General features: G+C 57.6%; 28 protein-coding genes. 6 read left to right on the plus strand and 22 right to left on the minus strand.

Annotation, left to right across the window (positions count from 1 at the left end; translation table 11 throughout):
- Window position 1 precedes the first annotated feature (1 nt).
- Genes ubiG through G411_RS0113490 form a run of 3 tightly spaced genes read left to right on the plus strand, consistent with a single transcriptional unit; the run spans window position 2 to window position 2,159 of the window.
- The gene (gene ubiG, locus G411_RS0113480; RefSeq protein WP_022959741.1) at window positions 2-721 is read left to right on the plus strand and encodes a bifunctional 2-polyprenyl-6-hydroxyphenol methylase/3-demethylubiquinol 3-O-methyltransferase UbiG; all 720 of its coding nucleotides are present in this window, start codon (window positions 2-4) and stop codon (window positions 719-721) included.
- Window positions 721-1,392, plus strand: a complete 672-nt coding sequence (locus tag G411_RS20480) for an HAD-IA family hydrolase (protein ID WP_022959742.1) — start codon at window positions 721-723, stop codon at window positions 1,390-1,392. The genes ubiG and G411_RS20480 overlap by 1 nt, the downstream gene beginning before the upstream one ends.
- A 2-nt stretch (window positions 1,393-1,394) precedes the next feature.
- Window positions 1,395-2,159, plus strand: a complete 765-nt coding sequence (locus G411_RS0113490; RefSeq protein WP_022959743.1) for a YciK family oxidoreductase — start codon at window positions 1,395-1,397, stop codon at window positions 2,157-2,159.
- A gap of 5 nt (window positions 2,160-2,164) precedes the next feature.
- On the opposite strand, the gene G411_RS0113495 is transcribed toward G411_RS0113490, so the two are convergent.
- The 3 genes from G411_RS0113495 to G411_RS0113505 all read right to left on the minus strand — a co-directional run bounded on the left by G411_RS0113495 (window position 2,165) and on the right by G411_RS0113505 (window position 5,816).
- Window positions 2,165-3,010, minus strand: a complete 846-nt coding sequence (locus G411_RS0113495; protein WP_022959744.1) for an HDOD domain-containing protein — start codon at window positions 3,008-3,010, stop codon at window positions 2,165-2,167.
- 134 nt (window positions 3,011-3,144) lie between these two features.
- Window positions 3,145-4,323 (minus strand): pyridoxal-phosphate-dependent aminotransferase family protein, encoded by a 1,179-nt coding sequence (locus G411_RS0113500; RefSeq protein ID WP_022959745.1) that lies wholly within the window; start codon window positions 4,321-4,323, stop codon window positions 3,145-3,147.
- 95 nt (window positions 4,324-4,418) lie between these two features.
- The gene (locus tag G411_RS0113505) at window positions 4,419-5,816 is read right to left on the minus strand and encodes a 3'-5' exonuclease family protein (RefSeq protein ID WP_022959746.1); all 1,398 of its coding nucleotides are present in this window, start codon (window positions 5,814-5,816) and stop codon (window positions 4,419-4,421) included.
- A gap of 332 nt (window positions 5,817-6,148) precedes the next feature.
- Between G411_RS0113505 and G411_RS0113510 the strand changes: the two genes are divergently transcribed.
- Window positions 6,149-6,673, plus strand: coding sequence for a glutathione peroxidase (locus G411_RS0113510; protein WP_211218351.1), 525 nt, complete (start codon window positions 6,149-6,151; stop codon window positions 6,671-6,673).
- Window positions 6,670-7,719 carry a DUF3080 family protein gene (locus G411_RS21560; RefSeq protein WP_022959748.1) on the plus strand — a complete coding sequence of 350 codons (1,050 nt, stop codon included), beginning with the start codon at window positions 6,670-6,672 and terminating at the stop codon, window positions 7,717-7,719. The genes G411_RS0113510 and G411_RS21560 overlap by 4 nt, the downstream gene beginning before the upstream one ends.
- Here G411_RS21560 and gspN read toward each other — a convergent pair.
- The 15 genes from gspN to G411_RS0113590 all read right to left on the minus strand — a co-directional run bounded on the left by gspN (window position 7,716) and on the right by G411_RS0113590 (window position 20,362).
- The gene (gspN, locus tag G411_RS0113520; protein ID WP_022959749.1) at window positions 7,716-8,438 is read right to left on the minus strand and encodes a type II secretion system protein N; all 723 of its coding nucleotides are present in this window, start codon (window positions 8,436-8,438) and stop codon (window positions 7,716-7,718) included. The two genes, G411_RS21560 and gspN, sit on opposite strands and share 4 nt — an antisense overlap.
- Window positions 8,435-8,917 carry a type II secretion system protein GspM gene (gene gspM / locus G411_RS21565; RefSeq protein WP_022959750.1) on the minus strand — a complete coding sequence of 161 codons (483 nt, stop codon included), beginning with the start codon at window positions 8,915-8,917 and terminating at the stop codon, window positions 8,435-8,437. The genes gspN and gspM overlap by 4 nt, the downstream gene beginning before the upstream one ends.
- Window positions 8,914-10,092: a type II secretion system protein GspL gene (gene gspL / locus G411_RS0113530; protein ID WP_157581325.1), complete on the minus strand. Its 1,179-nt coding sequence runs from the start codon at window positions 10,090-10,092 to the stop codon at window positions 8,914-8,916. The genes gspM and gspL overlap by 4 nt, the downstream gene beginning before the upstream one ends.
- The gene (gene gspK, locus G411_RS0113535; RefSeq protein WP_022959752.1) at window positions 10,089-11,072 is read right to left on the minus strand and encodes a type II secretion system minor pseudopilin GspK; all 984 of its coding nucleotides are present in this window, start codon (window positions 11,070-11,072) and stop codon (window positions 10,089-10,091) included. The genes gspL and gspK overlap by 4 nt, the downstream gene beginning before the upstream one ends.
- Window positions 11,069-11,683: a type II secretion system minor pseudopilin GspJ gene (gspJ, locus tag G411_RS0113540; protein WP_022959753.1), complete on the minus strand. Its 615-nt coding sequence runs from the start codon at window positions 11,681-11,683 to the stop codon at window positions 11,069-11,071. The genes gspK and gspJ overlap by 4 nt, the downstream gene beginning before the upstream one ends.
- Before the next feature lie 35 nt (window positions 11,684-11,718).
- Entirely contained in the window at window positions 11,719-12,069 is a 351-nt protein-coding gene (gene gspI / locus G411_RS20495; protein ID WP_022959754.1) for a type II secretion system minor pseudopilin GspI, read from the minus strand.
- Window positions 12,069-12,572 (minus strand): type II secretion system minor pseudopilin GspH, encoded by a 504-nt coding sequence (gene gspH, locus G411_RS21570; RefSeq protein WP_022959755.1) that lies wholly within the window; start codon window positions 12,570-12,572, stop codon window positions 12,069-12,071. The genes gspI and gspH overlap by 1 nt, the downstream gene beginning before the upstream one ends.
- On the minus strand, window positions 12,547-12,990 hold the full coding sequence (gspG, locus tag G411_RS0113555; RefSeq protein ID WP_022959756.1) for a type II secretion system major pseudopilin GspG: 444 nt from the start codon (window positions 12,988-12,990) through the stop codon (window positions 12,547-12,549). Before gspG ends, gspH begins: the two co-directional genes overlap by 26 nt.
- 9 nt (window positions 12,991-12,999) lie before the next feature.
- Entirely contained in the window at window positions 13,000-14,220 is a 1,221-nt protein-coding gene (gene gspF / locus G411_RS0113560; protein WP_022959757.1) for a type II secretion system inner membrane protein GspF, read from the minus strand.
- Window positions 14,207-15,691, minus strand: coding sequence for a type II secretion system ATPase GspE (gene gspE, locus G411_RS0113565; protein ID WP_022959758.1), 1,485 nt, complete (start codon window positions 15,689-15,691; stop codon window positions 14,207-14,209). The genes gspF and gspE overlap by 14 nt, the downstream gene beginning before the upstream one ends.
- A gap of 1 nt (window position 15,692) precedes the next feature.
- Complete coding sequence (gene gspD, locus G411_RS20505; protein WP_022959759.1) at window positions 15,693-17,819, minus strand: type II secretion system secretin GspD; 2,127 nt, start codon at window positions 17,817-17,819, stop codon at window positions 15,693-15,695.
- Entirely contained in the window at window positions 17,816-18,700 is an 885-nt protein-coding gene (gene gspC / locus G411_RS0113575; protein WP_022959760.1) for a type II secretion system protein GspC, read from the minus strand. Before gspC ends, gspD begins: the two co-directional genes overlap by 4 nt.
- A 176-nt stretch (window positions 18,701-18,876) precedes the next feature.
- On the minus strand, window positions 18,877-18,999 hold the full coding sequence (locus G411_RS21895) for a DUF3012 domain-containing protein (protein WP_245542392.1): 123 nt from the start codon (window positions 18,997-18,999) through the stop codon (window positions 18,877-18,879).
- Window positions 19,000-19,200: 201 nt separating this feature from the next.
- The gene (locus tag G411_RS0113585) at window positions 19,201-19,374 is read right to left on the minus strand and encodes a rubredoxin (RefSeq protein ID WP_022959762.1); all 174 of its coding nucleotides are present in this window, start codon (window positions 19,372-19,374) and stop codon (window positions 19,201-19,203) included.
- A gap of 163 nt (window positions 19,375-19,537) precedes the next feature.
- Entirely contained in the window at window positions 19,538-20,362 is an 825-nt protein-coding gene (locus tag G411_RS0113590; RefSeq protein WP_022959763.1) for a hypothetical protein, read from the minus strand.
- Between the two features lie 71 nt (window positions 20,363-20,433).
- Here G411_RS0113590 and G411_RS0113595 point away from each other — a divergent pair, with 71 nt between their 5' ends.
- Window positions 20,434-21,417, plus strand: coding sequence for a tRNA-dihydrouridine synthase (locus G411_RS0113595; protein ID WP_028968439.1), 984 nt, complete (start codon window positions 20,434-20,436; stop codon window positions 21,415-21,417).
- Here G411_RS0113595 and G411_RS0113600 read toward each other — a convergent pair.
- The 4 genes from G411_RS0113600 to G411_RS0113615 form a co-directional block, all read right to left on the minus strand.
- A complete protein-coding gene (locus tag G411_RS0113600; protein ID WP_022959765.1) occupies window positions 21,414-21,887 on the minus strand; it encodes a DUF2505 domain-containing protein in 474 nt (157 codons plus the stop codon). The two genes, G411_RS0113595 and G411_RS0113600, sit on opposite strands and share 4 nt — an antisense overlap.
- A gap of 144 nt (window positions 21,888-22,031) precedes the next feature.
- Entirely contained in the window at window positions 22,032-22,442 is a 411-nt protein-coding gene (locus tag G411_RS0113605; protein WP_022959766.1) for a YeeE/YedE family protein, read from the minus strand.
- A complete protein-coding gene (locus G411_RS0113610) occupies window positions 22,439-22,879 on the minus strand; it encodes a YeeE/YedE family protein (protein WP_022959767.1) in 441 nt (146 codons plus the stop codon). The genes G411_RS0113605 and G411_RS0113610 overlap by 4 nt, the downstream gene beginning before the upstream one ends.
- 114 nt (window positions 22,880-22,993) lie before the next feature.
- Complete coding sequence (locus G411_RS0113615; RefSeq protein ID WP_022959768.1) at window positions 22,994-24,487, minus strand: DUF3336 domain-containing protein; 1,494 nt, start codon at window positions 24,485-24,487, stop codon at window positions 22,994-22,996.
- Window positions 24,488-24,617 lie beyond the last annotated feature (130 nt).

The raw sequence follows: 24,617 nt of genomic DNA on the forward strand, positions 1-24,617 counted from the left end.
GATGCAGACATCCCCGCAACACGGCAATGTCGACCCCGCAGAAATCGCCAAGTTTGAAGAGCTGGCCCATCGCTGGTGGGACCGCAACAGCGAATTCAAACCCCTGCACGACATCAACCCCCTGCGCGTGAACTACATCGACGAGCGCTCGCCACTCGCAGAAAAACGTGTCGTCGATATCGGCTGCGGCGGCGGTATTCTGTCTGAAGCCATGGCCCTGCGCGGCGCCAAGGTCACCGGCATCGACATGGGCGAGGAGCCGCTCAATGTGGCTCGCCTGCATCAACTGGAGTCAGGCGCCAAGGTCGACTACTTCCAGACCACCGCCGAGGAGCTGGCCGACGATCAGCCGGGCTACTACGACGTGGTCACCTGCCTGGAAATGCTGGAACACGTCCCAAACCCGGCGTCCGTCATTCGCGCCTGCGCTAAACTCTGCAAACCCGGCGGCCACCTGTATTTTTCCACCATCAACCGCAATCCCAAGGCTTTTGCCCTGAGCATCGTTGGCGCCGAATATATCCTGGGCCTGCTGCCAAAAGGCACCCACGAATACGGCAAATTTATCCGCCCGGCAGAATTGGCAGAGTGGCTGCGCGAAAACGAGCTGCAGCTGCAGCATATGACCGGTCTGACTTACAACCCGCTGTTCAAACGTTACCGCCTGAACGAGCGCGATGTGGATGTGAACTACATGGTTCATGTCACCAAGCCGCTGTGATGCTGAAAGCGGTTCTTTTCGATCTGGACGGCACGCTGCTGGACACAGCCGCTGACTTCACGCGAGTACTGAACAGCCTGCTGAGCGAGCACGGCCTGCCGCTGCAACACTATGACGCCGTTCGCCACCGGGTATCGGACGGCGCCCGCGCGGTGGTCAACCTCGGTTTTTCACTGACGCCGGAACATCCTGACTTTGACGGCCTGTTGAACGCCTTCCTTGATCGCTACGAACAGGCACTGTCAGAACAGACCTCGCTGTTCCCCGGCATGGATGAGCAGTTACAGGCGCTGGAAGCCCGCGATATTGCCTGGGGCATTGTTACCAACAAACCCGAGCGCTTTACCACTCCCCTGCTGGAGCAACTCGGCCTGACCGAACGCTGTGCCACCGCGATCTGCCCCGACCACGTGCGGGAACGCAAACCCGCCGCCGAGCCAATACTGCTGGCCTGCGCCCAGCTTGGCATCCGCGCCGACGAAGCCGTTTACGTGGGCGACCACCGTCGCGATATCGAGGCAGGACAAAATGCACAGATGCCCACCATTGCCTGTCGCTACGGCTATGTGTCGGAGGGCGAAACCCCCGAAGACTGGAACCCCGATCGTATTATCGACACCCCGCAGGGGCTGCTTGCCGCCCTTCGCGATCTCCAACTGCTAGAGGACTGACCGTGCCACAACGCCTGCCCGCTGACTTTCATGCCAACCCGGATTGTCTGAAAAACAAGGTCATTCTGGTTACCGGCGCCGGCGACGGTATCGGCCGCGCTGCCGCCATCAGCTTTGCCCGGCACGGCGCGACAGTTATCTTGCTCGGCCGCACGACCGAAAAGCTGGAAGCGGTGTACGATGAAATCGTCGCCGCAGGCGATCCCGAGCCCGCCATTTTCCCGATGAATATGCAGGGCGCCAGTCAGGCCGATTACGAGCAGTTGGCCGAGGCACTGGAAAATGCATTTGGCAAACTCGACGGCTTGCTGCACAACGCCAGCCTTCTGGGGCAGCGCCGCACACTGGCACAAACCACGCTGGATAGCTGGCAGGACGTGCTGCAGGTCAACGTGACCGGCGCGTTTTTGATGACACAGGCGTTACTGCCACTGTTGGCGGCCGCGGACGGTGCATCGCTGGTTTTCACCTCATCCAGCGTTGGTCGCAAAGGCCGCGCATTTTGGGGAGCCTACTCAGTATCGAAGTTTGCCACCGAGGCAATGATGGACATTTTTGCCGATGAAGAATTTGAACTGAACAAGGTGCGAGTCAACAGCATCAATCCCGGTGCCACCAACACCGTTATGCGCCGCACGGCCTACCCCGGCGAAGACCCCGGCAGCAACCCCGATCCCGAGGCCATTATGCCGCTTTATCTATACCTGATGAGCGATGTCAGCAAGGCGGTGAACGGTCAACAATTCGATGCTCAGCCCAAAGACTGAGCCTCTCAGGCCCGCAGCAGCTCTTGCATCTGCTCGATCTGCTGATGATAGCTTTCGTCCATACCGTCCGGGCTGAGCGGCAAACCCAGCCGTGCAAAGGCGGTCACATTGGACCAGTCGACAGACGCCAGAGGGTGGTCAGTACCCACGTAACTGTGGAGATTGGCAACGGTCACCAGATCAGCGTAATCCGAGCGCTCGCACTGACGGGTAAAATCCAGGTGAGCCTGGGGCACCTTCACCAGCTCCTCGGGAAAGCCCCAAGACTCAAGGATCGTACGCCCCAATTCCGGCGTTAGCGAAATCAGCGCTTGGTCCAGCATTTCAGGATGATCCCGAAGAAAGCCGCGCCCCACTGCATAGGACAGGACCGGCAGCGCCCCGATTTGATGAACGACTCCTGCCAGTGTTGCCAACTCCGGCTTTAGGTGTCGCTGCCCGCGCGCCAAGGTGTGGCAGATTGCGCCTACGTCCGCGCTGTGCATCCACAGTGCCCGCATTCGTTTATTGAGCACTTCTTTGCTCGAGAGAAAAATTTGCTGCATGGCCAAGGTGGTGACCATAGTTGAGGTGTATCCCAAGCCAATTCGGGAGATGGCACCTTTAACATCATAGGTCGGTTCCAGTCCACGCATCAGCGAACTGTTCGCCACCCTTATCAGTCTGGCGGCAATAGAACTGTCGTGCTCAATGATCGCTGCCAGGGCCGCAATCTCGATATCGGGATCATTGGCAGCCTCACGGATTTCCAGAGCGACTTCAGGCAAGGTCGGTAGACTGATGGCGTCGTCCTCAATGCTTTTCAGCAAGTCCGAACGAATCTGCTCAATAAACTGAACCGAAATACTCACGCTTTGTATCCTTCTTATATCGCGGCGCTAAACAGAAAGACCGCCATCGCAGCTTAGCAGAGTCTCGGCGCTGAACCATCGGCATAAACCGAAACAGCAAACCGGGGCATAGCGCCCCGGCAACATGAGAGATGTCAGCCCTGAGCAGCTTCTGCCGCCGCAATAGCTGCAGCCGCATCACAATCATAGCCCTGCGCCTGCATGGCTTCGGCCAACGCCGACAGTAATAAGCGAATATTTTCCATCCTTGCGCTGTAGCCCATCAGACCAATCCGCCAGACTTTGCCGGCGAAATCGCCAAGTCCAGCGCCGATCTCAAGATTGTGTTTTTCCAACAGTTGCTGGCGAACAGCGGCATCATCCACCCCGTCAGGGATGTAAACACTGTTGAGTTGTGGCAATCGGCTGTCGGCATCCACCACGAAGCGAATACCCAAACTTTCCAGACCGGCGGCGAGACAACGATGCATGGCCGCATGGCGGGCCCAGGCATTCTCAAGCCCCTCGTCCTGCAAGATCACCAGAGACTCGTGCAAACCGTACAAAGCATTGACCGGTGCCGTGTGGTGGTAGGCGCGTTTGCCGCCTTCTCCCCAATAACCGAGAATCAGATTCATATCCAGAAACCAGCTCTGCACCGGGTGTTTACGCGCTTTAATCGCCTCAACGGCAGCGTGGCTGAAACTGACCGGCGACAGTCCCGGCGTACACGACAGGCATTTCTGGCTGCCGGAATAAATAGCATCGATACCCCATTCGTCCACACGCAGCTCCACGCCACCCAGTGACGTCACCGCATCGACCAGGCTCAAGCAACCGTGCTGTTTCGCCAGCGCACACAGCGCTTTGGCATCACTTACCGCTCCGGTCGATGTTTCAGCGTGAACAAAGGCCAGCACCTTGGCATCGGGATTGGCCTGGAGCGCCGCCTCCACTTTCGCATCGTCTACCGGCTTGCCCCACTCACTGTCCACAATCACCGGTACGCCGCCGGTACGGGTGACGTTTTCAAGCATCCGCTTACCGAACACACCGTTGATACACACTACAACCTTGTCACCCGGTTCCACGAGATTAACGAAGCAGGCTTCCATCCCCGCTGACCCCGGCGCCGAGATAGGCAGAGTCAGTTCGTTTTCCGTCTTGAAGGCGTATTTCAGCAGGCTTTTCAGCTCATCCATCATGCCGATGAACAGTGGATCCAAATGACCCAGTGTGGGCCTGCCCAACGCGTCGAGAATACGCTGGGGCACATCGGAGGGGCCGGGGCCCATCAGGGTACGTTTCGGGGGGTGAAATGATGAAATGCTCATACGCGGCCTATATAGCTGGACAGTCGATATCGTCGGGCTTGCAACACGGCAAGTTCCAATCCGGGCGCGTATTGTAGGACATTCCCCGCCGCGCTTCACGACTTGGTGACGGGCAGCGGCAGCCACTCCCGGGATTTGCGGAATTCGAGCAAAATACAGTAGAGATCGAAATCAAACGCCGGAGCTTGCGACAGCGCTTCATGACAGCGTTTCTGGCTGGGGCGACGCCCCCTAAAACAACCGAAGATGCGCCAGTGATCCACCAAAAACCAGTCAGTGCGGCGCCTGTCGGCACGCTGCTCACGAATCAGCACAGGGCCGGAGAACGGCCAGCTCTCCAGCTTACGCGTCGCCAATTGAGACAGCAGCCGCGCATTGTACTCGGCCGCACCCTGTTCGCCGCAACAGGCCCCGGCACAGCGTTTGAGCTGGTAGGCAAAGCAGTTGCCACGTCCACTCTCAAGCCCCAACCTGCGCAGACACAACTGCTGCTCGCGAGCGATACGCAAGAACAAGGCTGTCGCCTGCTTCCGGTGCCGAAAAAGAAAAATCCCCTCTACCGAATCCAGTGCTTCGTCGCCGATAAACACGGGGTGTAAATAACCCTGTTCATCGGGCTGTAATTGCACCACACACAGTTCGCGCTGACGGCGCAACTGGCGATTGTAAAGCGGGCTCAGGGTTTTGATCTGCTGGCTTTCCAGCAACAGTGCACCGAGTTCTCCAGCGGTTTCAGTGACCTCAATGCGCGTGAGTCGGCGAAGCATTTTCTGCGCCTTGCTGGAATGCATGTCACTGCGAAAATGCGACAGCACCCGTTTGCGCATAGACACACTTTTGCCGACATACAAAAGCGCATCGCCCTCGCCATAAAAGCGATAAACACCCGGACGATCCGGAACGGCACTGAGCTGCTCAGGAGGAAGTTGTGGCGGAAGGCTGGGGCGCTGTAGCTGCGCCTCAAACTGGGCCATGACCTCCGCTTCACCAACATCCGCGATGGCGTAATCCAGAAAGGCCTTCATCGCCAACACATCGGCCATTGCACGGTGACGGGTATCCCGATGATAGGCAATCTGCTCGCAGAGGGCGTCGAGACCGTGCTTGGGCCAGTGTGGATAAAGTGCGCGGGCCAGCTTGAGAGTACAAAGAATTCGCGGACGGTAATCATAGCCGCTCGCCGTAAAACTCTGCTTGAGGAAGCCCGCGTCAAAACGGGCATTGTGCGCGACTAGTATCGCGCCATCGAGCAGCTGAAAAAGCTCGGCCGCGCGATCACTGAAACGGGGTGCGCCCGCCAGCATCTCGGCTGAAATACCGGTGAGTTGCTGAACAAAAGCAGGGATAGCAACGTCCACATTGAACAGCGATTCCCAGCGCTGCTCTTCGCCGTTCTCCAGACGTAGCACCGCCGCCTCAGTAATACGGTCTGCAGACGGCCTCGGCCCGGTTGTTTCCAGGTCTACCAGCGCCAGCAACTGCTTCAACAACATCACTTCTCCAGGTTTCTCGCGACTGATCGGTCCACCGCGACAACGCGTATAGTACTACGCAGCTTTGCTGTGCGAGGATGTCTATGCAAAGATGGCGTTACTGCCGCAACGGAGGCCGACACACCATGATCGAAAAATGCTATGCCGCTCTGGTTTCACTCTGGCAAACCATAACACTACCTCCTCTTGCGCCCATTCCGGTGCGCAGCGACGAGAAAGAATCATCGCAGCCGACACCTCGCAATTGTCACCGCTCTCTCTACGAAGACAGCGAGTTCTGAACAGGCGGTTCTCCAATGCGCATCGCTCTCTCGCTGCTGCTAGGTTTGCTTATGGCTGGCCAAGCGGCGGCGTCCAGTCAAGCTGACTGGCAATGTCCCGACTATCTCAACAGCGAGCTTCCCACTCTGGAATCAGGGTCATTACCCCTGTGCAAAACCCTGCAGCAGGCACACGCGGTGTTGATTGTGAACACCGCCAGCCTCTGCGGCTATACCTCGCAATTTGATGGCCTGGAGGCATTGTATCAACGCTATCGCGATCAGGGCCTACTGATACTGGGTATTCCCACCGGCGACTTCGGCGGGCAGGAATATGAAGACAGTGAGCGGACAGCCAAAGTTTGTCACGCCAACTACGGTGTCACCTTTCCGGTATTCCGCCGCGGCTGTGTACGCTGCGAAGAGCCCCAACCGCTGCTGAAACTGGCTGTGTCGCAAAGCGGCGTCGCGCCGAAATGGAATTTTTACAAATACCTGTTCAACCCCCGCTCAGGCGAAGCCACGGCGTTTCCCTCGAAAACCAAACCCACTGATCCGGAACTGATTGACGCGATCGTCACCACTCTGACACCGTGACCCGCATTGTTTGCTACCTGCTGTTCAGCTCACTGCTGGTGTCCTGCGGTGACAGACCTGATGCCTATGAGGCCCTTTGGCAGCGATATACCCAATCACTGAGCCGTACGCTCGACAGGCAAGCTCCCGTTCCTGCCCCAGCCGCCCTCCCCGCATTGCCAAGCGCAGCGGCAATAACATTCCCCGTCGACAGCGAGCAGATCAATCTGCTGGAGTTTTTGCGCCTGCGCCGCTGCGCGCTGGGCCAGACCCTCGCAGAGAAGAACAGTATATTGGGCCGTCACGGCGATAATGCGTCAGCGTTACTCTTTGCCTTGCGATTTTTGGATGAGGTGGACGCCTGTATTGAGATACTGGACGACAGTGAAGCCGAGTTGAAAGCCAGCCTGCTGTCAGCCAAACGCCAGAAGCGCAAACAACTCCCCGCACTGATTTTCAATGCCTTGATTGCCGGCCCGGAGTTTCGCGAGCTATGGCAGGCCCCCGCTCAGCACCGTCAGCCCTACCCACCCGAACAGCGGGATGTTGCAGTCACCGCACTGGCACACTGGCGGGTATTACAACAGCAGTGGCTGGCAGGCCTCGACTATCATCGCTATCGCGAGTTGATCCCCATACTCGCGGATATCCGCCGGGGTCTTGGAGGGGAATGGTTACGCTTTCAGCGCCAGTCGAATAGTGGATTGAAACAGGCTAACGCGCTGCTCGAACAGCGCCTTAACGGCAGACAGCTGTGCCTGACCGGAAGCGCCAATGAAAATGCCAGGATATTCGCTCAGGTACTGCACAAGCTCTTTATTGCCGGCATCCAGGCCGAGGCCAGCCTCGCCAACCGGCATCAACAGGCACTGCTCACTGAGCTGGAGGGGCTGAGCGGAGAGCTGGCAGTACAGCTTGCCCTGCCCTCCGCGTATCAGGCATGGCAGAAACAGCTGACAGAACGCGGCGAGCAGTTCCTCAAGGCGTTCCAGCGTCATGTACAACTCAGCGGTGAACTACTCGAACAATGCGGACTGAGCCCGTCGTCGACGCAGGACTCGCGTTAAAAGCGCAGCACGAAGTCCTTGCCGTTCCGCGGCTTGCCAAAAAATTGGCTGAGACTGTTGTACAGCGCGCTGCCCTCAGGCGGACTCAACTGTATCTGCCCGCGCGGCATACCATTCATCGCAATACGCAGGTTGCCCCGGACTTTCATCGGGTTATCGGGATCGATACTCACCACAATCTGTCCACCGCTGCAGCTCAGTGTTGACTGGATACTGCCCAGAGCATCAAGCCCATCTACATCGCCGCTGAGCTGATCAATACTGACTTTACCCTGCAGTTCGCTGCACCCTTTCGCCGTCAGCTGGGCTTGTTCGAGTCGGGCAATAAACTGCCCATCGAAGCCCATACTGGGTACATCCACTGCGTCTAACAGGGGCGCAATCTGCCCTCTTGCCTGAACATCCGACGCGATCAGTGTTTCTGCATCAGCCAGTCCCAACTCAGCAGAGACGTCCACTGGCGCGGAAGTCGTCACATGCAGCAGCCGCTGATTCCAAAGGCCAGACGGCTGAACACGCCAATGAATCTCGTCGAGCTGCAAGCCCTGCACCACAACGTGGCTGAGTCGCCCCTGCCAAAGCCCGCCCGAGGCCGCCCCCAGCTCTACACCCTGCAAACGGTCTCGCAAGGTATCGGTCAACAGCCAGGCCGGGGCTTGCCAGACCAGACTGCCAAGTAAAACAACAATGGCGAGAAGTGCGACACCCAAGCGTTTCACGATGCGCCTCCCAGAGTCGCTCGCAGCGACACCCGGCCAGGCACATCCAGCCGCCCCATCGACAGAGAATCCAGCGGCATACCGGCCATCAGCAAGGCATCGATAAACCGCACGGCGCTGTTGTAATCCGTCATCGCCACTTGCACGAGGAAACGACCGTTACTTTGCGGTTCAATGCGGCTGATATTCACACCAAACTGGCGGGCAGCACTGGTTATCTGCTGCTGCGGAGAGCCACTGACGGTGCCGAGTGACTGCCCGCGCCCGCGCGCGGCGGTCACTTGCGCAGCGGCGCCTTGCATCCAACTATAAATCTGCTGGCGTTGGGCCAGACGCTCCTCAGCGCTGGCGCGCGCATCCAGCAACGGCTGCCACAGCAGTAACCACACCAGTAGCGGGATACCCGCAAAAATGCCGCCCAGCAAAATCCAGCGCTCGCGTTCCGAGCGTCCATCCAACAAAGCATTGAGTGACTTCATTTGCCGCCCTCCCGCAATACCAGCTGGCCAGTGATTCCTGTTTGCTCCTGACCAAACGCACCGCGTTCAACCTCAAAGCCCTGTGACAACAAGGCCGCTACCCAACGGTCTACCTGCTCGTAGCCATCGGCAGCGATCAGCACTTTAACGGCATTTTTCTCGTAGTTGAGCTGCTGCAGGCGGATACCACTGTCTCCTATACTGGCGCGGGCAATGCGGTCCAACCAAGGCATGAACGCCGACTGCTCAACACCCCCGCCCTCCAACGCCGCCAACTGGCTACGCATCTGACTGCGTGCATTGACAATACGCGCACCGGGGAAAGTGTCTCGATAAATATCGTCAATGCCTTGTTCATAGAGCGCAATCTGGCGACGGCTGTCGGCAATTTCCAGGCCCAGACTGAGCCAGTGCAGTGCTAACAGCAGCCCCGCGAGTACCACCGGCCAGCGCAGCCGCTGCCAGAGGACATTACTCTCTTCTTTCAGGCGATAATCGCCACTGAGAAGATTCATCGGCCAGGGCGAAAACAGCCTGGCAATCTGCTCCAGCCGCTGTTCATAGGTTTGCGTGCTTTCTGCGGGTAAGCTCACGGCAATCGCCGCCCCCTGCTCGCTGTAACAACGCGGGCTTACATCACCTCCGGCGACCTGCCACCAAGCTGACAGATTATCGGTGCTCAAGCTGGCCGCCGCTGCAGGCAAGCGCACGGTCGCCCTGCGCTCGTCCAGCAGCACCACGTTTTCCGGCAAAACAGCATAGTCAGGCAGCAGGCTTTTTACTTTTAAACCGCTGTCTTTTAACAGGGCAAACCACTCGTCCATGCGCTGGCGATCAACCACCAGCACATCGCTGGGCTGATTCGCCACAATGTTGCCGCAGACCAGATGCAGCGAATCCAGATCACTGCAAAGCTGTTCTTCCAATTGAAAAGGCAGCGCAGCGAGACCCACACGCCCCCCTTTGGGCAGAACAACCTGCTGCCAGCTCACCCATTCACCGGGCACAATGACGTAGCACGGCACCCCGGCAAACCGTTCACCGAGATCGTCCAGTGAACCGCCAGCCTCTATGCTGCCGGTATCCAGACGTTGCTGAGTGCTGTCGCTCCAGTGCAGCCAGTGAATACGAAGATCACCGTCTGCGGGCATGGATAGCAATAGTCGTTCGCTCAAAAAACTTCTCCATATTCACGCGCATAGGCGTAAACCTTGCCATTGTTCAACACCAAGCGGCTGTACAAACGCAGGCGTCGCTGCTCGTACAACACATCGGCAAGGCCGCGAAAATATCGCGACTTGACCGTCAGCCCGGCCTGCAACTCTGCCGGAATGGGCTGCCCCTCTGACAGCCCCAGCATCACGACAAAATCTTCAACCGTCGCCCAGCCTTCTTCCGGGCGTTCTTCAATAATCTGCTGCACCACGGGCACCGCCAGAATATTACCAATCGCAGCCGCCAGCAGTGGCGCGTCTTCCGGGCTGAGGGTATTGATATTCAGCCCCGTTTCAATCTCCGGCAACGCACATAGATACGGTCGCAGTGCCGCTTCTTCATCCTCTTCGAACTCAGCAAACAAGCTCATTTCGCTCAGCGAGTCGAGAGGCTGGTTGGGCGGCAAATAAGGATAGTCTGCCGCCGTGTAGGTCAAATCTTCCGCGCCGTACGTCCCCTCGGGAGAAAAGTCGGCATCGACCCAGTCGCTCAGCCGCTGAGTAATAAAGGCTGCGCGCTGAGGATTCAGCTCCAGGTTCAGCAGCAAGCCTTCCAGCACCTGCTGGGCGGGGCTGCGACTGCCACTTTGGGCGGCTTCATCCGACAAATACAGGCGATTGACGTTAAAACAGGCCTGCTCGTCCTCAACCAGCCCGGCGATAGAGCCACCGTCTACCGGAAACACAATATCCTTGCGCGCCCAATTCTGATTCAGTGTCACCACCGACTCACCGGCAATGTCTTCCAGCGCAAATACCGCAATGCGCTCTCCACCCAGCGCATACCAGTAGGCCTGATCCATCAATCGCTGATTGAACAGGCGCTGACTGTTGTAGCGCACGGCGTCGATCAGGTTTACCGACAGCACCAGCATGATGGCGACCATCAGCAGTACCATCATCAGCGCGGCGCCACGCTGCTTGGCTGGAGGCGCCCTCATTGCACCAGCTCCGGCAGTAGCACGTTCATTTCAATATCAGGCCAGGGACCAACATCCAGTTCAATGCGCAAACCCGTCGGTTGCAGCGCATTGAGCTGCGTGCTGGGCGGCCAGAAACTTGTCCAGCGGCTGCCGTCGTAAAAGCTCACAACAAAACGCCCCACGTCCTCCAGCAGTTCGCGGCGCTGCCGAGGGCTGTTTTCAGTGGGATCGGCAACCGCCGCGCTATAACGCAGCAATACACCGTCTTCCACCTCGTAGCGCACGCGCTCCAAGCTGCTGTTCAGCACCTGCCCCGGCAGTAACCGCCGTCCGCCGTGCACAAACTCCAGCTCGCTGTTCTCGCCGATCTGCTCGGCCACCAATCGGGCCGGTAATGGGTCACCCTGCTCGTCACGGGGAATCCGCGGCGTCAGCTGCTCCAGATCGCGACGCATCATTTGCAAGGCCAGCGCCACGCGCTCCAGTTGCTGTTGCCGCTCGGCCACATGGTCCTGATTCTGTAGCGCCCCGTTTAACAGCGCACTGGCCATTACCCCGAGCAGTGCCATAATGCCGATGGCAATCAGCAGTTCGACCAGGGTAAAGCCCCGCTGCCCCGGGCACCGCATTTGGTTAAACGCACAAGGCTTCTGCGGGGTTCTACTCATTTCTTGAGAAAGGCCATGCGTGTCGCCAGGGTGTCCTTCTCGCCCTCCATACGCACCGTCAGTTCCACGCGACGCATGGAGGGATGGGGCGTATCAGCCACACTGCGCTGCCAGACGAAGTCGTAACCCGCCAGCGAGGCTTTGCCTGTATTGCGATTGCCAAAACCCTCGCGAAGAATATCAACCACCAGGTTTTGCGCGACCAGGTCGGCAAACTGGCGCTTTTCCAGCTCACCCGTGCTCAGCGTGGCCTCACTGAGACTTTTACTCAGGGCAACCGCAGCGGTCGCAAAAATCATCAGCGCGACCATAATTTCCAGCAGTGTAAAACCCCGCTGCCGTCCCATTAATCCTTCACCTTCAGACTGTCGTCAAACACCAGCGTGTCGCCATCTATTGAACGCAGGCGCCACTCGAAGGGACTGATCTGACCATCGCCCAGAAACTGTATCTGTGGCGTCATCTGGCGGCGACCCTCTTCCTCTTCGGGCATTTTCAGCGGCTCACCCGCAATGGAGATTTCAGCGCGCACACTGCTGTCCAGTTCAAGTTGTCGAGACAGCGGCCCAACGGTAATCGGCTGCCAGCCGCTTTCTGTCAGCGTAACGTAGCGGCCACTGCTGCCATTCCACAGCAGCCCAAGGCTTCGGCCGCTGAACACCGCCTCTGAGCGTGCACTGCGCAGACTGGTCATCAGCTCCGCCCGCTCTTCACGCAGCATCGCCTCGCCGTCTTTGCCCGGCAAGGTCAGCACAGCCACCCCGCTCATCAGGCCGATAATAAAAATGACGACCAGCAGTTCGAGCAGGGAGAATCCGCGTTGTTTACTCCTGCCAGTTGACGATATCACTGGCCAGCTCCTCGCCGCCCTCTTCACCGTCGGCACCCAGCGAATACAGGTCATAAGGACCGTGCTCACCCGGCTGAATGTACTGGTAGGGGTTGCCCCAGGGATCGTCGGGCAGGCGTTTGATGTAACCGTTACTGCGATAGTTTTTCGGCTGGGGGCCGGTTTGCGGAGCCTTCACCAGAGCCATCAACCCTTGGTCAGTGGTCGGATAAACGTGATTGTCGAGCTTGTACATGTCCAGCGACTGCTCCAGCACCGCAATATCGGCGCGGGCTTTCTCCACCATGGCGCGGTCCTGATTCTGCAGTACATTCGGGGCCACGACGGCGACAAGCAAACCGAGAATGACGATGACCACCATGATCTCCAGCAGTGTGAAACCCTGTTGACGGCGGTGGTTAAATGCAAGCGACTCCACGTCGACCTCCTAGAATTGTGTCAAGTTATTCAATTGCAGTATCGGCAGCAGGATGGCCAGCACGATGGACAAGACTACCAGCCCGAGAACCACGATCAACAAGGGTTCAAACAGGCTGATAAACATTTGTACGCGGGCCTGCAGCTCGCGCTCCAGATTTGCCGCGGCGCGCTGCACCATTTGCTCCAGCTCACCACTGGACTCACCGCTGGCAATCATATACACCGCCATCGGCGGTAATTCCGCCTCATCCTGCAGACAGCGACTGAAGCTCTTCCCCTCGCGGACTTCCTCACGTACGCGATCCATACTTTGCTTCAGGTGTTCGTTGCTGAGCGTGGCACAGGCCACTTTCAGCGTTTCCAAAAACGGCACACCAGAAGACAGCAGAATGGCCAGCGTTCGCAACATCCGCGCCGAATCGAGCTCACGCACTAACGGCCCCCACATAGGCAGGCGCAGCTGCAGGCGGTGGGCACGCAATTTCCGCTCGGGGTCGCGCAGCCACCATTGGGCACCGAGCACGACGGCAATAACAGCGATGACCACGGTATACCAATAGCTGGCCATACCATCGCTGATAGCGATAAGAATTCGCGTCAGCAGCGGCAGGACCTGATCGTAGTGATCGAACTGCGCCGTCACTTTGGGCACCACGTAAGTCATCAGCGCGGTAATCACCCCAAGGGCTACAAAGCACAACACCAGCGGATACAACGCGGCCTGCACTATCACGCCGCGCAGCTTTTGACTGTCTTCGGTGTATTCAGCCAATTGGTTGAGGACTTCCGCCAGATCTCCGGACTTCTCGCCCGAACTGACCAGTGCACGATAAACGGAATTGAAAACATTGGGGTGGTCGTTGAGCCCATCGGCGAGCGAGTGGCCCTCCAACACACGGGAGCGCAGCTCAAGCACAATGCCTTTGAGGTAGGCCTTTCGCGTGTGCTTGGCCGTCGCGGCCAGCGCCTCTTCAACTGGAATGCCCGACTGGATCAGCGTCGCCAGGTGCCGGGTAAACAGCGCCAGATCGGCGATATTGACTTTGGGACGGGACAGCGAGAATCCACTGCCGCCGCCACGACGTTTATCCCGGCTGGCATTAATTTCTACGGGAAACAGTTGCTTTTCACGTAACGCCTGACGGGCAAGACGGCTGGAGTCCGCCTCGATTACGCCACGCTTGCTGTTTCCCTTGGCATCCAGGGCACGATATTCAAAGGCTGGCATCCGTTCCCTCGCGAACACTGCGCAGCAGTTCGTCCAGACTGGTCTGTCCTTCCAGAACCAGTCTGCGCCCTTCCGACATCAGGGTATTCATCGTCCCGGCAACATGGCGCTGTATTTCCTGCTCACCGGCGCGATTGTGGACCATCTCACCCACTTCACGATCGATCACCAGCAGTTCATACACACCTTGTCGGCCGCGATAGCCCGTGTGCTGGCAGGCGTCACAGCCCGCCGCATTGTAGGCTTGTTTACCTTCAAGGCTGCTGTCACCGAGCAAGCGCGCCTCTGTTGCATCCAGCTGAATGGGCTCACGGCACTCGTGGCAGAGTCGCCGCACCAGGCGCTGCGCAAGCACCCCCTTCAGGCTCGACGCAATCAGATAAGGCTCTACACCGATATCTACAAGACGGGTAATCGCGCCAATGGCGGTATTGGTGTGCAACGTCGACAATACCAAGTGGCCTGTCAACGAGGCCTGTACCGCAATTTCGGCGGTTTCCTGGTCGCGGATTTCACCGACCATCACCACATCCGGGTCTTGGCGAAGAATCGCGCGCAGGCCGCGAGCAAAGGTCATTCCCACCTTGGCGTGAACCTGGGTCTGACCGATACCTTCGATATCGTACTCCACCGGATCTTCAACGGTAAGAATATTGCGCTTGCGATCGTTGAGCGCCATCAAACCCGCATAAAGCGTTGTCGTCTTACCAGAACCGGTGGGGCCGGTGACCAGAATAATGCCATTGGGCTGGTGCAACAGGTCGGTTAACGTTGTCAGCGTCTTGGCGGGCATACCCAACTGGCTCAGGTCAATGCGGGCGGCCTGCTTGTCGAGCAAACGCATGACCACGCGCTCGCCGTAGTTTGACGGGATAGTCGACACCCGCACATCCACCGAGCGACCCGCGATACGCAGCGATACCCGTCCGTCCTGGGGCACGCGTTTCTCGGCAATATCCAGTCGCGACATGACTTTGATACGCGACACCAGCAGCGGCGCCAGTCGGCGGTTAGGGGTGAGCACTTCCTGCAAAATGCCATCGACACGCAGGCGCACCGACATGCTCTTTTCGTAGGTTTCGATATGAATATCAGAGGCGTCACGTTTCAGGGCTTCGCCAAACAGCGCGTTAATCAGGCGGATAACCGGCGCATCGTCCTGGGCATCCAGCAAATCCTGCGACTCGGGAATTTCCTCGGCGAGGCGATCCAGATCCACCTCGTCGCTGATATCTCCCATCGCCGACATGGCATCGCCCTGCTGTCGCTGGAAGGCCTCATTAATTTTGTCCTGCAACTCGGCCTCATCACACAGTGTCAGTGTGAAGGGCGCAGACAGCGCCCGCTGCACTTCGGCCAGTGCAGCCGGGGGAGTTGACGCGCAGCACAGCAGCTCGAGGTGATCGCCATCAACCTCTTGTACCAGCAGCCCATTGTTGCGCGCAAAGGCGTAACTCAGCGTTCGCGACATATCAGTTCTGCTCGGACTCTTCGATCAGCTGCGGCTCGTCAATGGAGATGGGCTCCTCAACCGCCTCACTCTGAGGCCGGGGTTGGAACATCTCTTTGCGCTCCGCTTCTGACTCCAGCGCTTCGACTTCCTGCTCGCGTGCTTTTTCTGCGGGCGCCATCGGTGGCGGCACTGGTTTGCGCGGCAACAGATCAACCGGCGAAGGAGCCATGCCCGCCCACTCCGGCAGTACCGCCAGATCAGTGAACGGGAACAGGCTGATGCCCTCGGCCGCCTTCGCCAACTGCTCGGCGCGGATATAGTTGTACTTGCGACCACTGATCTCTGACAGAGTCGCCTGGTCGCGAACGATCGTCGGGCGAATAAAGACCATCAGATTACGTTTAGACGTGCTGGTATTGTCCGCACGGAACAGGCGGCCCAACAGGGGAATATCGCCGAGCAGGGGGATTTTGGCACTTTGCTCATTAACCTGATCGTCAATCAGGCCACCCAGCACAATGGTGGCACCGTCATTGACCAGCACGGTCGTTTTAATCGTGCGCTTGTTGGTGATGACGTCGGCAGCCGAGGTCGATGGGCTGAGCGAGGATACTTCCTGTTCGATGCTCAACTGGACCGCGTCGCCGTCATTAATTTGCGGAGTCAGCAACAGCTTGGTACCCACCTCTTGGCGCTCGATGGTTTGGAAGGGGTTGGTGTTGGTCGAACTGGCGGTAGATCCGGTTAACACGGGAATTTCCTGACCAACCAGAATAGAGGCCTCTTCGTTATCCAGCGTCAGCAGGCTTGGTGTCGACAGGATATTGGACTCCGAATCACTGGCCAGCGCGGATACCAGGGTCGCAAAGCTGAAGCCGTCTGAAATTTTGCCGAAACCGATGGCGGCACCACGCAAACCACTCAGAGCCGTCGCAGCCGCCTCTTCACCAGCCAGCAAACTGATGATTCCCGGTGAACTGCCAGTCCCCGAGGCGCCACCACTGAAGTTGATCCCACCAACAGGTACCGTGCCGTCATCCGCACCGCGGAACAGCCATTGCACCCCCAGCTCCTTTGCCTTGTTGTCGGTAACTTCAATAATAATCGCCTCTACCAAGACCTGAGCGCGACGGATATCCAGGTCGCGAATCACCTTCTCCAGGTCATTAATAATATGCGGACTACCTGACAGCACAACGGAGTTGGTCTGTTCGTGGGCTTCAATATTGATCGACAGCGCATTGCCGCCACCGGCGGTGGTACGCCCGGCACTTTGCTCATCTTTAACAATGGTATCGCTGATGCTTTTCAGCACCGTCACCAGCTCTTCGGCTTTGGCATACTTGAGGTATTTGACACGAATATTCGACTGGCTGCTGACTTCACTGTCGAGGTCTTTAACCAGGCGGCGCAAGTAACTGCGCGCCTCATCATCGCCAAACAGGATCAGCGTATTGGTGCGCGGATCGGCGGCAACAACGGGCTTTGAAGAACCGCGCTTGCGGGTCTGCTGTGACAGCACCTTGTTGAGAACACGTTCAACTTCTTCCGCTGAAGAGTTTTGCAGCACCACCGTTTCCATCAACTGCGCATCAACGGAATTCACCGCGTCGATAATCGACATCAGGCGGCGTACGTTAGATTCCCGGTCAGTAATCAGGATGATGTTGGAATCGGAATAACTGGTGATAACGCCGACTTTGTTGTCGACCAGCGGGCGCAACGACTTCACCAGCTCGTCGGCATCGGCATTCTGCAGCTGGGCAATACGCGTGATAATGGATTCGCTGCGCCCCAGCGATGAGGCCGAGCGCTGCACTTCAATACCCTCGATTTTTGCCGCCTGGTTGGGGATGACTTTGAGGATGCCGTCACCGGCTTCTACCGCCGAGTACCCCTCCACGCCTAACTGGAGCAGAAAAATCTGATACAACTCGTCGGCGTCCAGTTTGCGATGGCTTTGAACACTGATTTTTCCCTTCACCCGGCTGTCGACCACAATGGTTTTGCCAGTGAGCTTGGCAACCGTATCGATGAACTCGCCAATGTCGACATTCTGCATGTCCAGGTCGAAGCGCTCCGCGCTGGCTTGCAGTGGCAAAACCAGTACCAGCAGCAGTGACATGCTCAGAAAAAGTGTTTTCATAAATCCAGTCTTTTGCTCAGAATCGAATCGTTGCGCTGCACCAGCAGCTCGAAGGATTGCGTGTTTTCCATTAATTTCATCAGCTCGGTTGCTGGCAGATCCGCCAGCGACTGTCCGTTCACGGACAGCACCACATCACCCGGTTCAATACCCAACAGCTTGAACAGACGCGGATCCCGCCCCGGTGACAGGGCATAGCCCTTGACCTGACCATTCTCGGTAACCGGACTGGCAGAGAAGAACCGTACCAGTTTCAGCGGGCTATTCTGCACCGTATCCATGGGGTCTTCGCCAATCAGCTCTTTGATCTCCGGCCGATCCAGGCTAATCACTTCGTCGTCTGCCGGCTGGGCGCTCGCCGACGGGGCCGCCGTAATGCCACCGCTGAGTTGACGTTTCTCCAGCTCGATTTTTTCCTGACGACGATTGTTTTCAATGATGATGTGGTCAGACATGACCGCCAAAAGCGTCACCGAGCCCGCCACCTCTATTTTTTCACCAACGGAATAGGCTTTGGTCTTGCTGCCGTGACGCAGTATGGCAACACCGCTCTCGTCGCTGCCCGATACCAGTCCCAGCACCGAAATTTTCAGGCGACTGCGTTGTACATCCTGCTGGATGATTTTTTCACTGTCGTCTTGCGGAGCCTCGCCAAACAAAGGCACCGCAAGCAAACTTTGTACATTGTATTGGGGTCCGCCAGCAGACTGTGCGACAGCCGCAACGGGCCTGGACACCGGCAGAGTGACATCGCGACTGAAGGCAGCGGCTGACCAGAACACGCTGGCGAGCACCATCATCAGCAGCAACAGTAATATCAGACTGACACTGGCACTGACGCGAGGGCTGAGTACCTGCTTAATTACCGCCGACTTATCCACCTCGTCGTACTACCTCAAATTCGCCCCACGAGCGCCGCATACTAGAGAAACTGTATGACATTTTTCTTACCAAACCGATCCATCTCCGACCACACTGTCACAATTGGCCGTCATCCTTCAGCATCCTAACGAATACAACGGCATCGAAACCGACGCCGGTGTATTGGCAGAACCGCTTATTTAAACACGCAGTGTTTGGCGTAATCGGCAGCTTCATTCGCCGACCAGTCACCTTTCGGCTTTTCTTTCATCGCGGCGCACCAGGCTTCTGAACCCACTTCAGGGGCGCAGGCTGCCATCAGAACCAACAGGGAACACAGCAGACTTGTTTTTATCTTTCGCATAATTACCTCGTCAAAAGCTCGGGTCACCAGAACATTAAACCGACTTAGTGTAACAGAGGCTTAGCAGAAGGCGCATAGCAGGGAGGGATTTTTGCCGACCGTTACCGGAAGAGCGAAATCGGCCCCGCCAGAGCAGGCGGGGCGCGAAGGTACAGGTCAGGACTCGACCATATCAAAATCGAATTTACTGATACCACAATCCGGGCATTCCCAGTCTTCGGGGACATCATCCCAGCGGGTGCCTGCAGGAATGCCATCATCGGGCAGACCTTCTGCCTCGTCATAGATGAAACCGCAAATAACACATTCCCACTTTTTAAAATCGCTCATCATGCTCTCCATTCACTTGCTTTGTCGGCGAGCGCCTTTGAGCAGTGCACAGCCACTGCAACAAGCCGCCTAGGCCATTTTTTGCCAAGTATACTACCCATGACGACTGCGAAATATTAAGGAATTTCAATGATTTTTCTTTTGCCGCGCGCAAGCGAGGCGGCTAGGGCTGAGACAGCCCTGCGAGCTTGCCACGGGAAGGCAGTGACAGCAGAACCACCAGCGCCTCACCATCGCGATCCAGCGTCAACGTAATATCGCGACTGCTGCCGAGCCGGTCATACAGATCATTGAGAACGTCCGGCGCGGCCAGCGCCATACCATTGATGGCGTGAAGGCGGTCGCCCCCTTTGAGGGGCAGTTGCGAGAACAGGCGTGGGTCATCGCCAGGGTAAAGATAGTAGTGGCGGCGGCCCGCTGACGTCTTGCGGCGTTGCACATCCAGACTGCCGCGCAGTGACAGCGGTGATTCATAGAGCCGCTGCAAATACTCGGCTATCAGTGCTCTGACCTGCGTATCGTTGCGGAGATCAACCACGGACGACGCCCGGGCGGCAAAATCATAATCTGCCAGCTCACTACGGTACTCAAAGCGATCGTCACCCTCGTCATCTTGTGTACCGCGAAGGGACAGCAAGCGGAACGCGCCGCAGCTATCCAGCAGTACGGATTCCGCCATCACCTCCGCCACCTTCAAACAGGGTGGCAGTAATTGCGTACCGACCTCGACAAGGCGTTCCTGACCATCTATCGCCATATTCGCGCGGGGCATCTCATCACCGGGCAGGATGGACAACAGCTCCAGAGGTTGACGCACGACCGGATCATCGCCGAACCACTGAGCGTCATCAGCGTTGAAGATCTTCTGTTCCTCTGCAACCGTCTGCTCCAACTGCTCGCGTGCGGGCGCACTGAGCCCGTACAGCCCCAATGTAGTGACCGCGGCATAAATACCCGCAACAAGAAATTTTGCTTTTACGCTCGCCATCTTACCAACCTGCAACCCATCTACAGTTACCCCTCAACACGCTATAATGCGGCCCCGCGCTCGCGCATTCAATGTCAACGGTATACCGGTTCACCATGCATATTCATCTGGCCCCAATGGAGGGCGTCGTCAACGCACGCATGCGCGCCCTGCTGACCGCCGTTGGAGGTATAGACCGCTGTATTACGGAGTTTGTTCGCGTTACCGACCAACTGTTGCCTGCCAGGGTGTTTTACCGTCTCTGCCCCGAACTGCATCACGGCGGTACGACACCAAGTGGCACACCGGTGTACGTGCAACTGCTAGGCAGTGAGCCCGGCGTCATGGCCGACAACGCGGCGCGCGCCGCTGAACTGGGCGCACCGGGCATCGATCTGAACTTCGGCTGTCCAGCCAAATGCGTCAACCGCCATCGGGGCGGCTCAATATTGCTGGACGAACCTGAGCTGATTTACGCCATTGTCAGCAGCATCCGCCGGCAGCTTCCGGATGACGTCCCCCTCACCGTAAAGATTCGACTCGGCTTCCGCGACAGTCTGCGATTCCATGACGTCGTCAATGCGGCAGAAACGGGGGGCGCGAGCTTGCTGACTATTCACGCCAGAACGCGGGAAGACGGCTACACACCGCCCGCCCACTGGCATCAGATCGCCCCGGCTCGCGAGCGCTTTGGCATTGCCATGGTTGCCAACGGGGAAATTTGGACCCCCGAGCACGCCGACCTGTGCCAGCGAGACAGCGGCTGCGAGGACATTATGCTCGGGCGCGGACTGCTGTCCCGCCCTGACCTCGCCCTGCATATCAAGCAGCAGCGACTCGGCAACAGCCACCAGCCGTGGTCTTGGGAAGCCGTTTTTCCTCTGCTCCACGCACTGTTTGAAGACAGCCTGCAAACATGCGCCCCGCGCCATGTCGGCGGCCCCAGTAAACAGTGGCTAGGATATCTGCGCCGCACATATCCGCAGGCTCAGGAGCTTTTTGAGCAGATCAAACGACTGCGCGAGCCGGCAGATTTGCAGGAGGCACTGCAACAGCACCTCCCCAAAGCCGCTTAAGCCAACGCCTTCTTGAGGTAGTCCAGCTCAGCAACGGCGCCATCGTCGGTCTGAGACAGTACAAACTTTTCCACCTTTCCGCCGACCAGCGGAATTTTTGCCTTGCAGCGATGGCTGACCCGATACTCACAGCCATCACCCTGGGGCTGCAACGCCATTTCCGCGGAAATCACTACAGGCTGGCCCTTGATCGTGATCTGCATAGTGCCACTCCAACCTTCGCCGTCGGCTTGCCACTCTTCCTGGAAATTAAGGGTCTGCTTGGGGTTGAAGACCTTCGCCAGCACGGAGGGCAGCTCACGAGTCACTTCGCGCTCCATCGCCACCGTGAGGCTGTCGCCGAAATCTTCTATTTCACAATCTGCGCTGAGTTCACCCAAGGCGAGACTGCGTTCAACCCGGAAGTCCGGATCCTGTAAACGCGCCCAAACTGTATCGAGATCCTGATCAAACTGCATTGTTACCGACATGCGCACTCCGTGCCATTATTGTTGTGAGGAGACAAGTTTACACCTGCGCCCGCATGCGCAACATCCTCTCTATTGAGAGAAGGAAAAAATATCAACCCGAGCTGCCGAAATCCGCCCCAACACCCACCAGCGGCAGGGCCGGAGTCAGCGAGCAATAAACTGCCGGTAAATCACCATGCCGGCGAGCATTGCCAGCGCAAACACCACGAATTGACCTATGCCCGTCAAAATAGCGACCAGCGCGGGAGCCGGACAAAGGCCGCTCAAGCCCCAGCCGATACCAAACAACACCGCGCCACCCACCAGTTTCCTGTCGATGTGCTTAGCGGTCGGCAAATGGAACTTTTCGCCATGCTTCGGCTTTTCCGCTTTGAACAACCAGTGGTAGGCAGGCGCCACCACGATCAGCGCAGCCCCCATGACAAACGCCAGGCTGGGATCCCACTGGCCGAATAAATCCAGAAAGTTCTGCACCTTGGCCGGATTAGCCATTCCCGACACAGCGATTCCCGCCCCGAACAAGGCGCCGGAGAGCAATACCATCAGATATTTCACAGGCCTTCTCCCAGCAAATGACGGAGAACAAACACCGTGACAAAGCCACTGGCCATAAAGGTCAGTGTTGCCACAATGGAACGCATCGACAGGCGGGAAATACCGCAAACCCCGTGACCAGAGGTACAGCCGGACCCCATCGACGTCCCCACGCCCACAACGAGGCCGGCGACGACCAGCATCGGCGTTGAAAGCACAGGGCGAACATCCTCCAGCGCCCCGGTGAGATAGGCGCCCACAAAGCCGCCCAGAAACAGCCCCAGCAAAAACACCAGGCGCCAGTTTCGCTCGCCACCGTGCTCCAGCGCAGCCCCGGCAACAATGCCGGAAATGCCGGCAATGCGGCCCACGGACCACATCAGCAAGACCGCCGACAGGCCAATCAACACACCGCCAAAGGCGGAGATATAAGGGGTAAATTCAGTGGCTTCTACCATCGCCAACTCCACTCTCTGCTATACCAATGCGGCGACGCCGCAACTTGGCAAGCAAGATAGCCAGTTGCCCAGACCTTGGCAACTGGCCGAGCTGCGACATATTCGCGCAGTAGCTCAGGCGCGCCGTCCCTGCGGGAGTTCGGCACCGAGGTGATGCTTGGAAAGGTGGGTCAATTCTTCAGCTTCATATTCTTCGAGAATATCCGCCAGTTTGCGGCTGATTTTGGTACTGGTGCGAATCATTTCAATCTTCGGCCAGCTCGCCCTTTCGCCTTCACGGATAAAGAACCGAAGCTGTTCTTCCGTCAATTCATTGAGCAGCTTTCGGGGGTCGAAAAAGCGATAGCGCGGAATAATATTGATGTCACCCGTGTACTCCTGACTCACCACCGCATTGGCCATGTTCGCCATCCGGCGAATCTTGGGCGAGGACTTGAAGTACTTCTGCACCAGCGTATTGCTGACCTTGTACCACTCTTTCAGGCTGCGCATGGTGAAGTGTCGCAAAGAACTCACCACACCGGCCTGCGACGATTTCGCATCGTGCAGCATCCACAACACAATGGGATTGGTCTGGCTGACAATGAAGTGATTAACGCCATAGAGGCGCGCCAGCCGTTTGGCAGGCAAATCATCACTGAATGAACCGTCTATCCAGCGGCGCGTCGCCAGATAAGGCTGCGGATGCCCATGAACATTCTTCGCCTCCAGCATAACCGGCGGAAACACACCGGGCACCGCACAGGAGGCCAGCACGGCCTTGCGGATGTAGACATTGGGTGACGCAATGGCATTCAGCAGGCGTGACGTCTGGTGCACATCAGAGGGAGAAATGGAGATATTGATGTGTCTGCCGGTTTTCTCGTAGGCCTCCTGGAAGGTCATATCCGGTATCAGCTTGGCAATTTTTTCCTTGAGCATGCGGTGATTGATACGCGGTGTGGCGTTGGACAGGCCGTTATTGACCAGATCCATTTCCAGCCGCAGCTCATCAATCAATCGCTCGGTATCCAGAAATTCCTTCAGCTCAGCGTCAGAGCGCGTGCCCAGCACTGCGGCAATCAGCGAGCCGGCACTGGCACCGGAAATCACGTCGGGGAGCAGATCCTGCTCTACCAGCGACTTCACCACACCGACATGGAAGTTGCCAAGAATCGCGCCACCACTCAGCATCAGCGCCGACTTGCCGTAGCATTTGCTGGCGCGACGGAAAAAATCCAGACGCTCGAGAAAATCGGGGTGATCGCTATCCAGCGTACGCAGGTGCTCCAGCGCATCCACAATCGCGTCGACATAGTCGCCGATCAGGTTTTTCGTCCCGAACTTGGCGCGGGAGTACAACACCGGCTTGCCCATGCCGCCCATATTGCCGTGAATCCCCTCATTCAGGGTGAACAGCAAGCCAATATTGTCGTTGTTTTCACGAAAATACCGCAGGCGCTCCAGTCGAGAGCGAATGGAGGCGTAGTCATACAAGCTGGTTTTGTCGATTTTCTTCCAATGCGCACGTCCTGATCCACGATCGTGCTCAATGGCAAGGGACTTCCATTCCTCGTAGCTGTTCGCTTCTTCCAGTTGCTTTTCTAGCTTCTTGATCGTTGACGGCATAATCCTGCAATTCCTAGCGTGGCCGTTTTAGTTGTACCACGTTAACAGTCGCTACTACTCAGCACCATAGGGATTGTACTCAGTCGGCAGCGATGGCTTAACGGCATGATAACAGAGTCAAGTGATAATG

The sequence above is a fragment of the Spongiibacter tropicus DSM 19543 genome (assembly GCF_000420325.1).
GTDB classification, from domain to species: domain Bacteria; phylum Pseudomonadota; class Gammaproteobacteria; order Pseudomonadales; family Spongiibacteraceae; genus Spongiibacter; species Spongiibacter tropicus.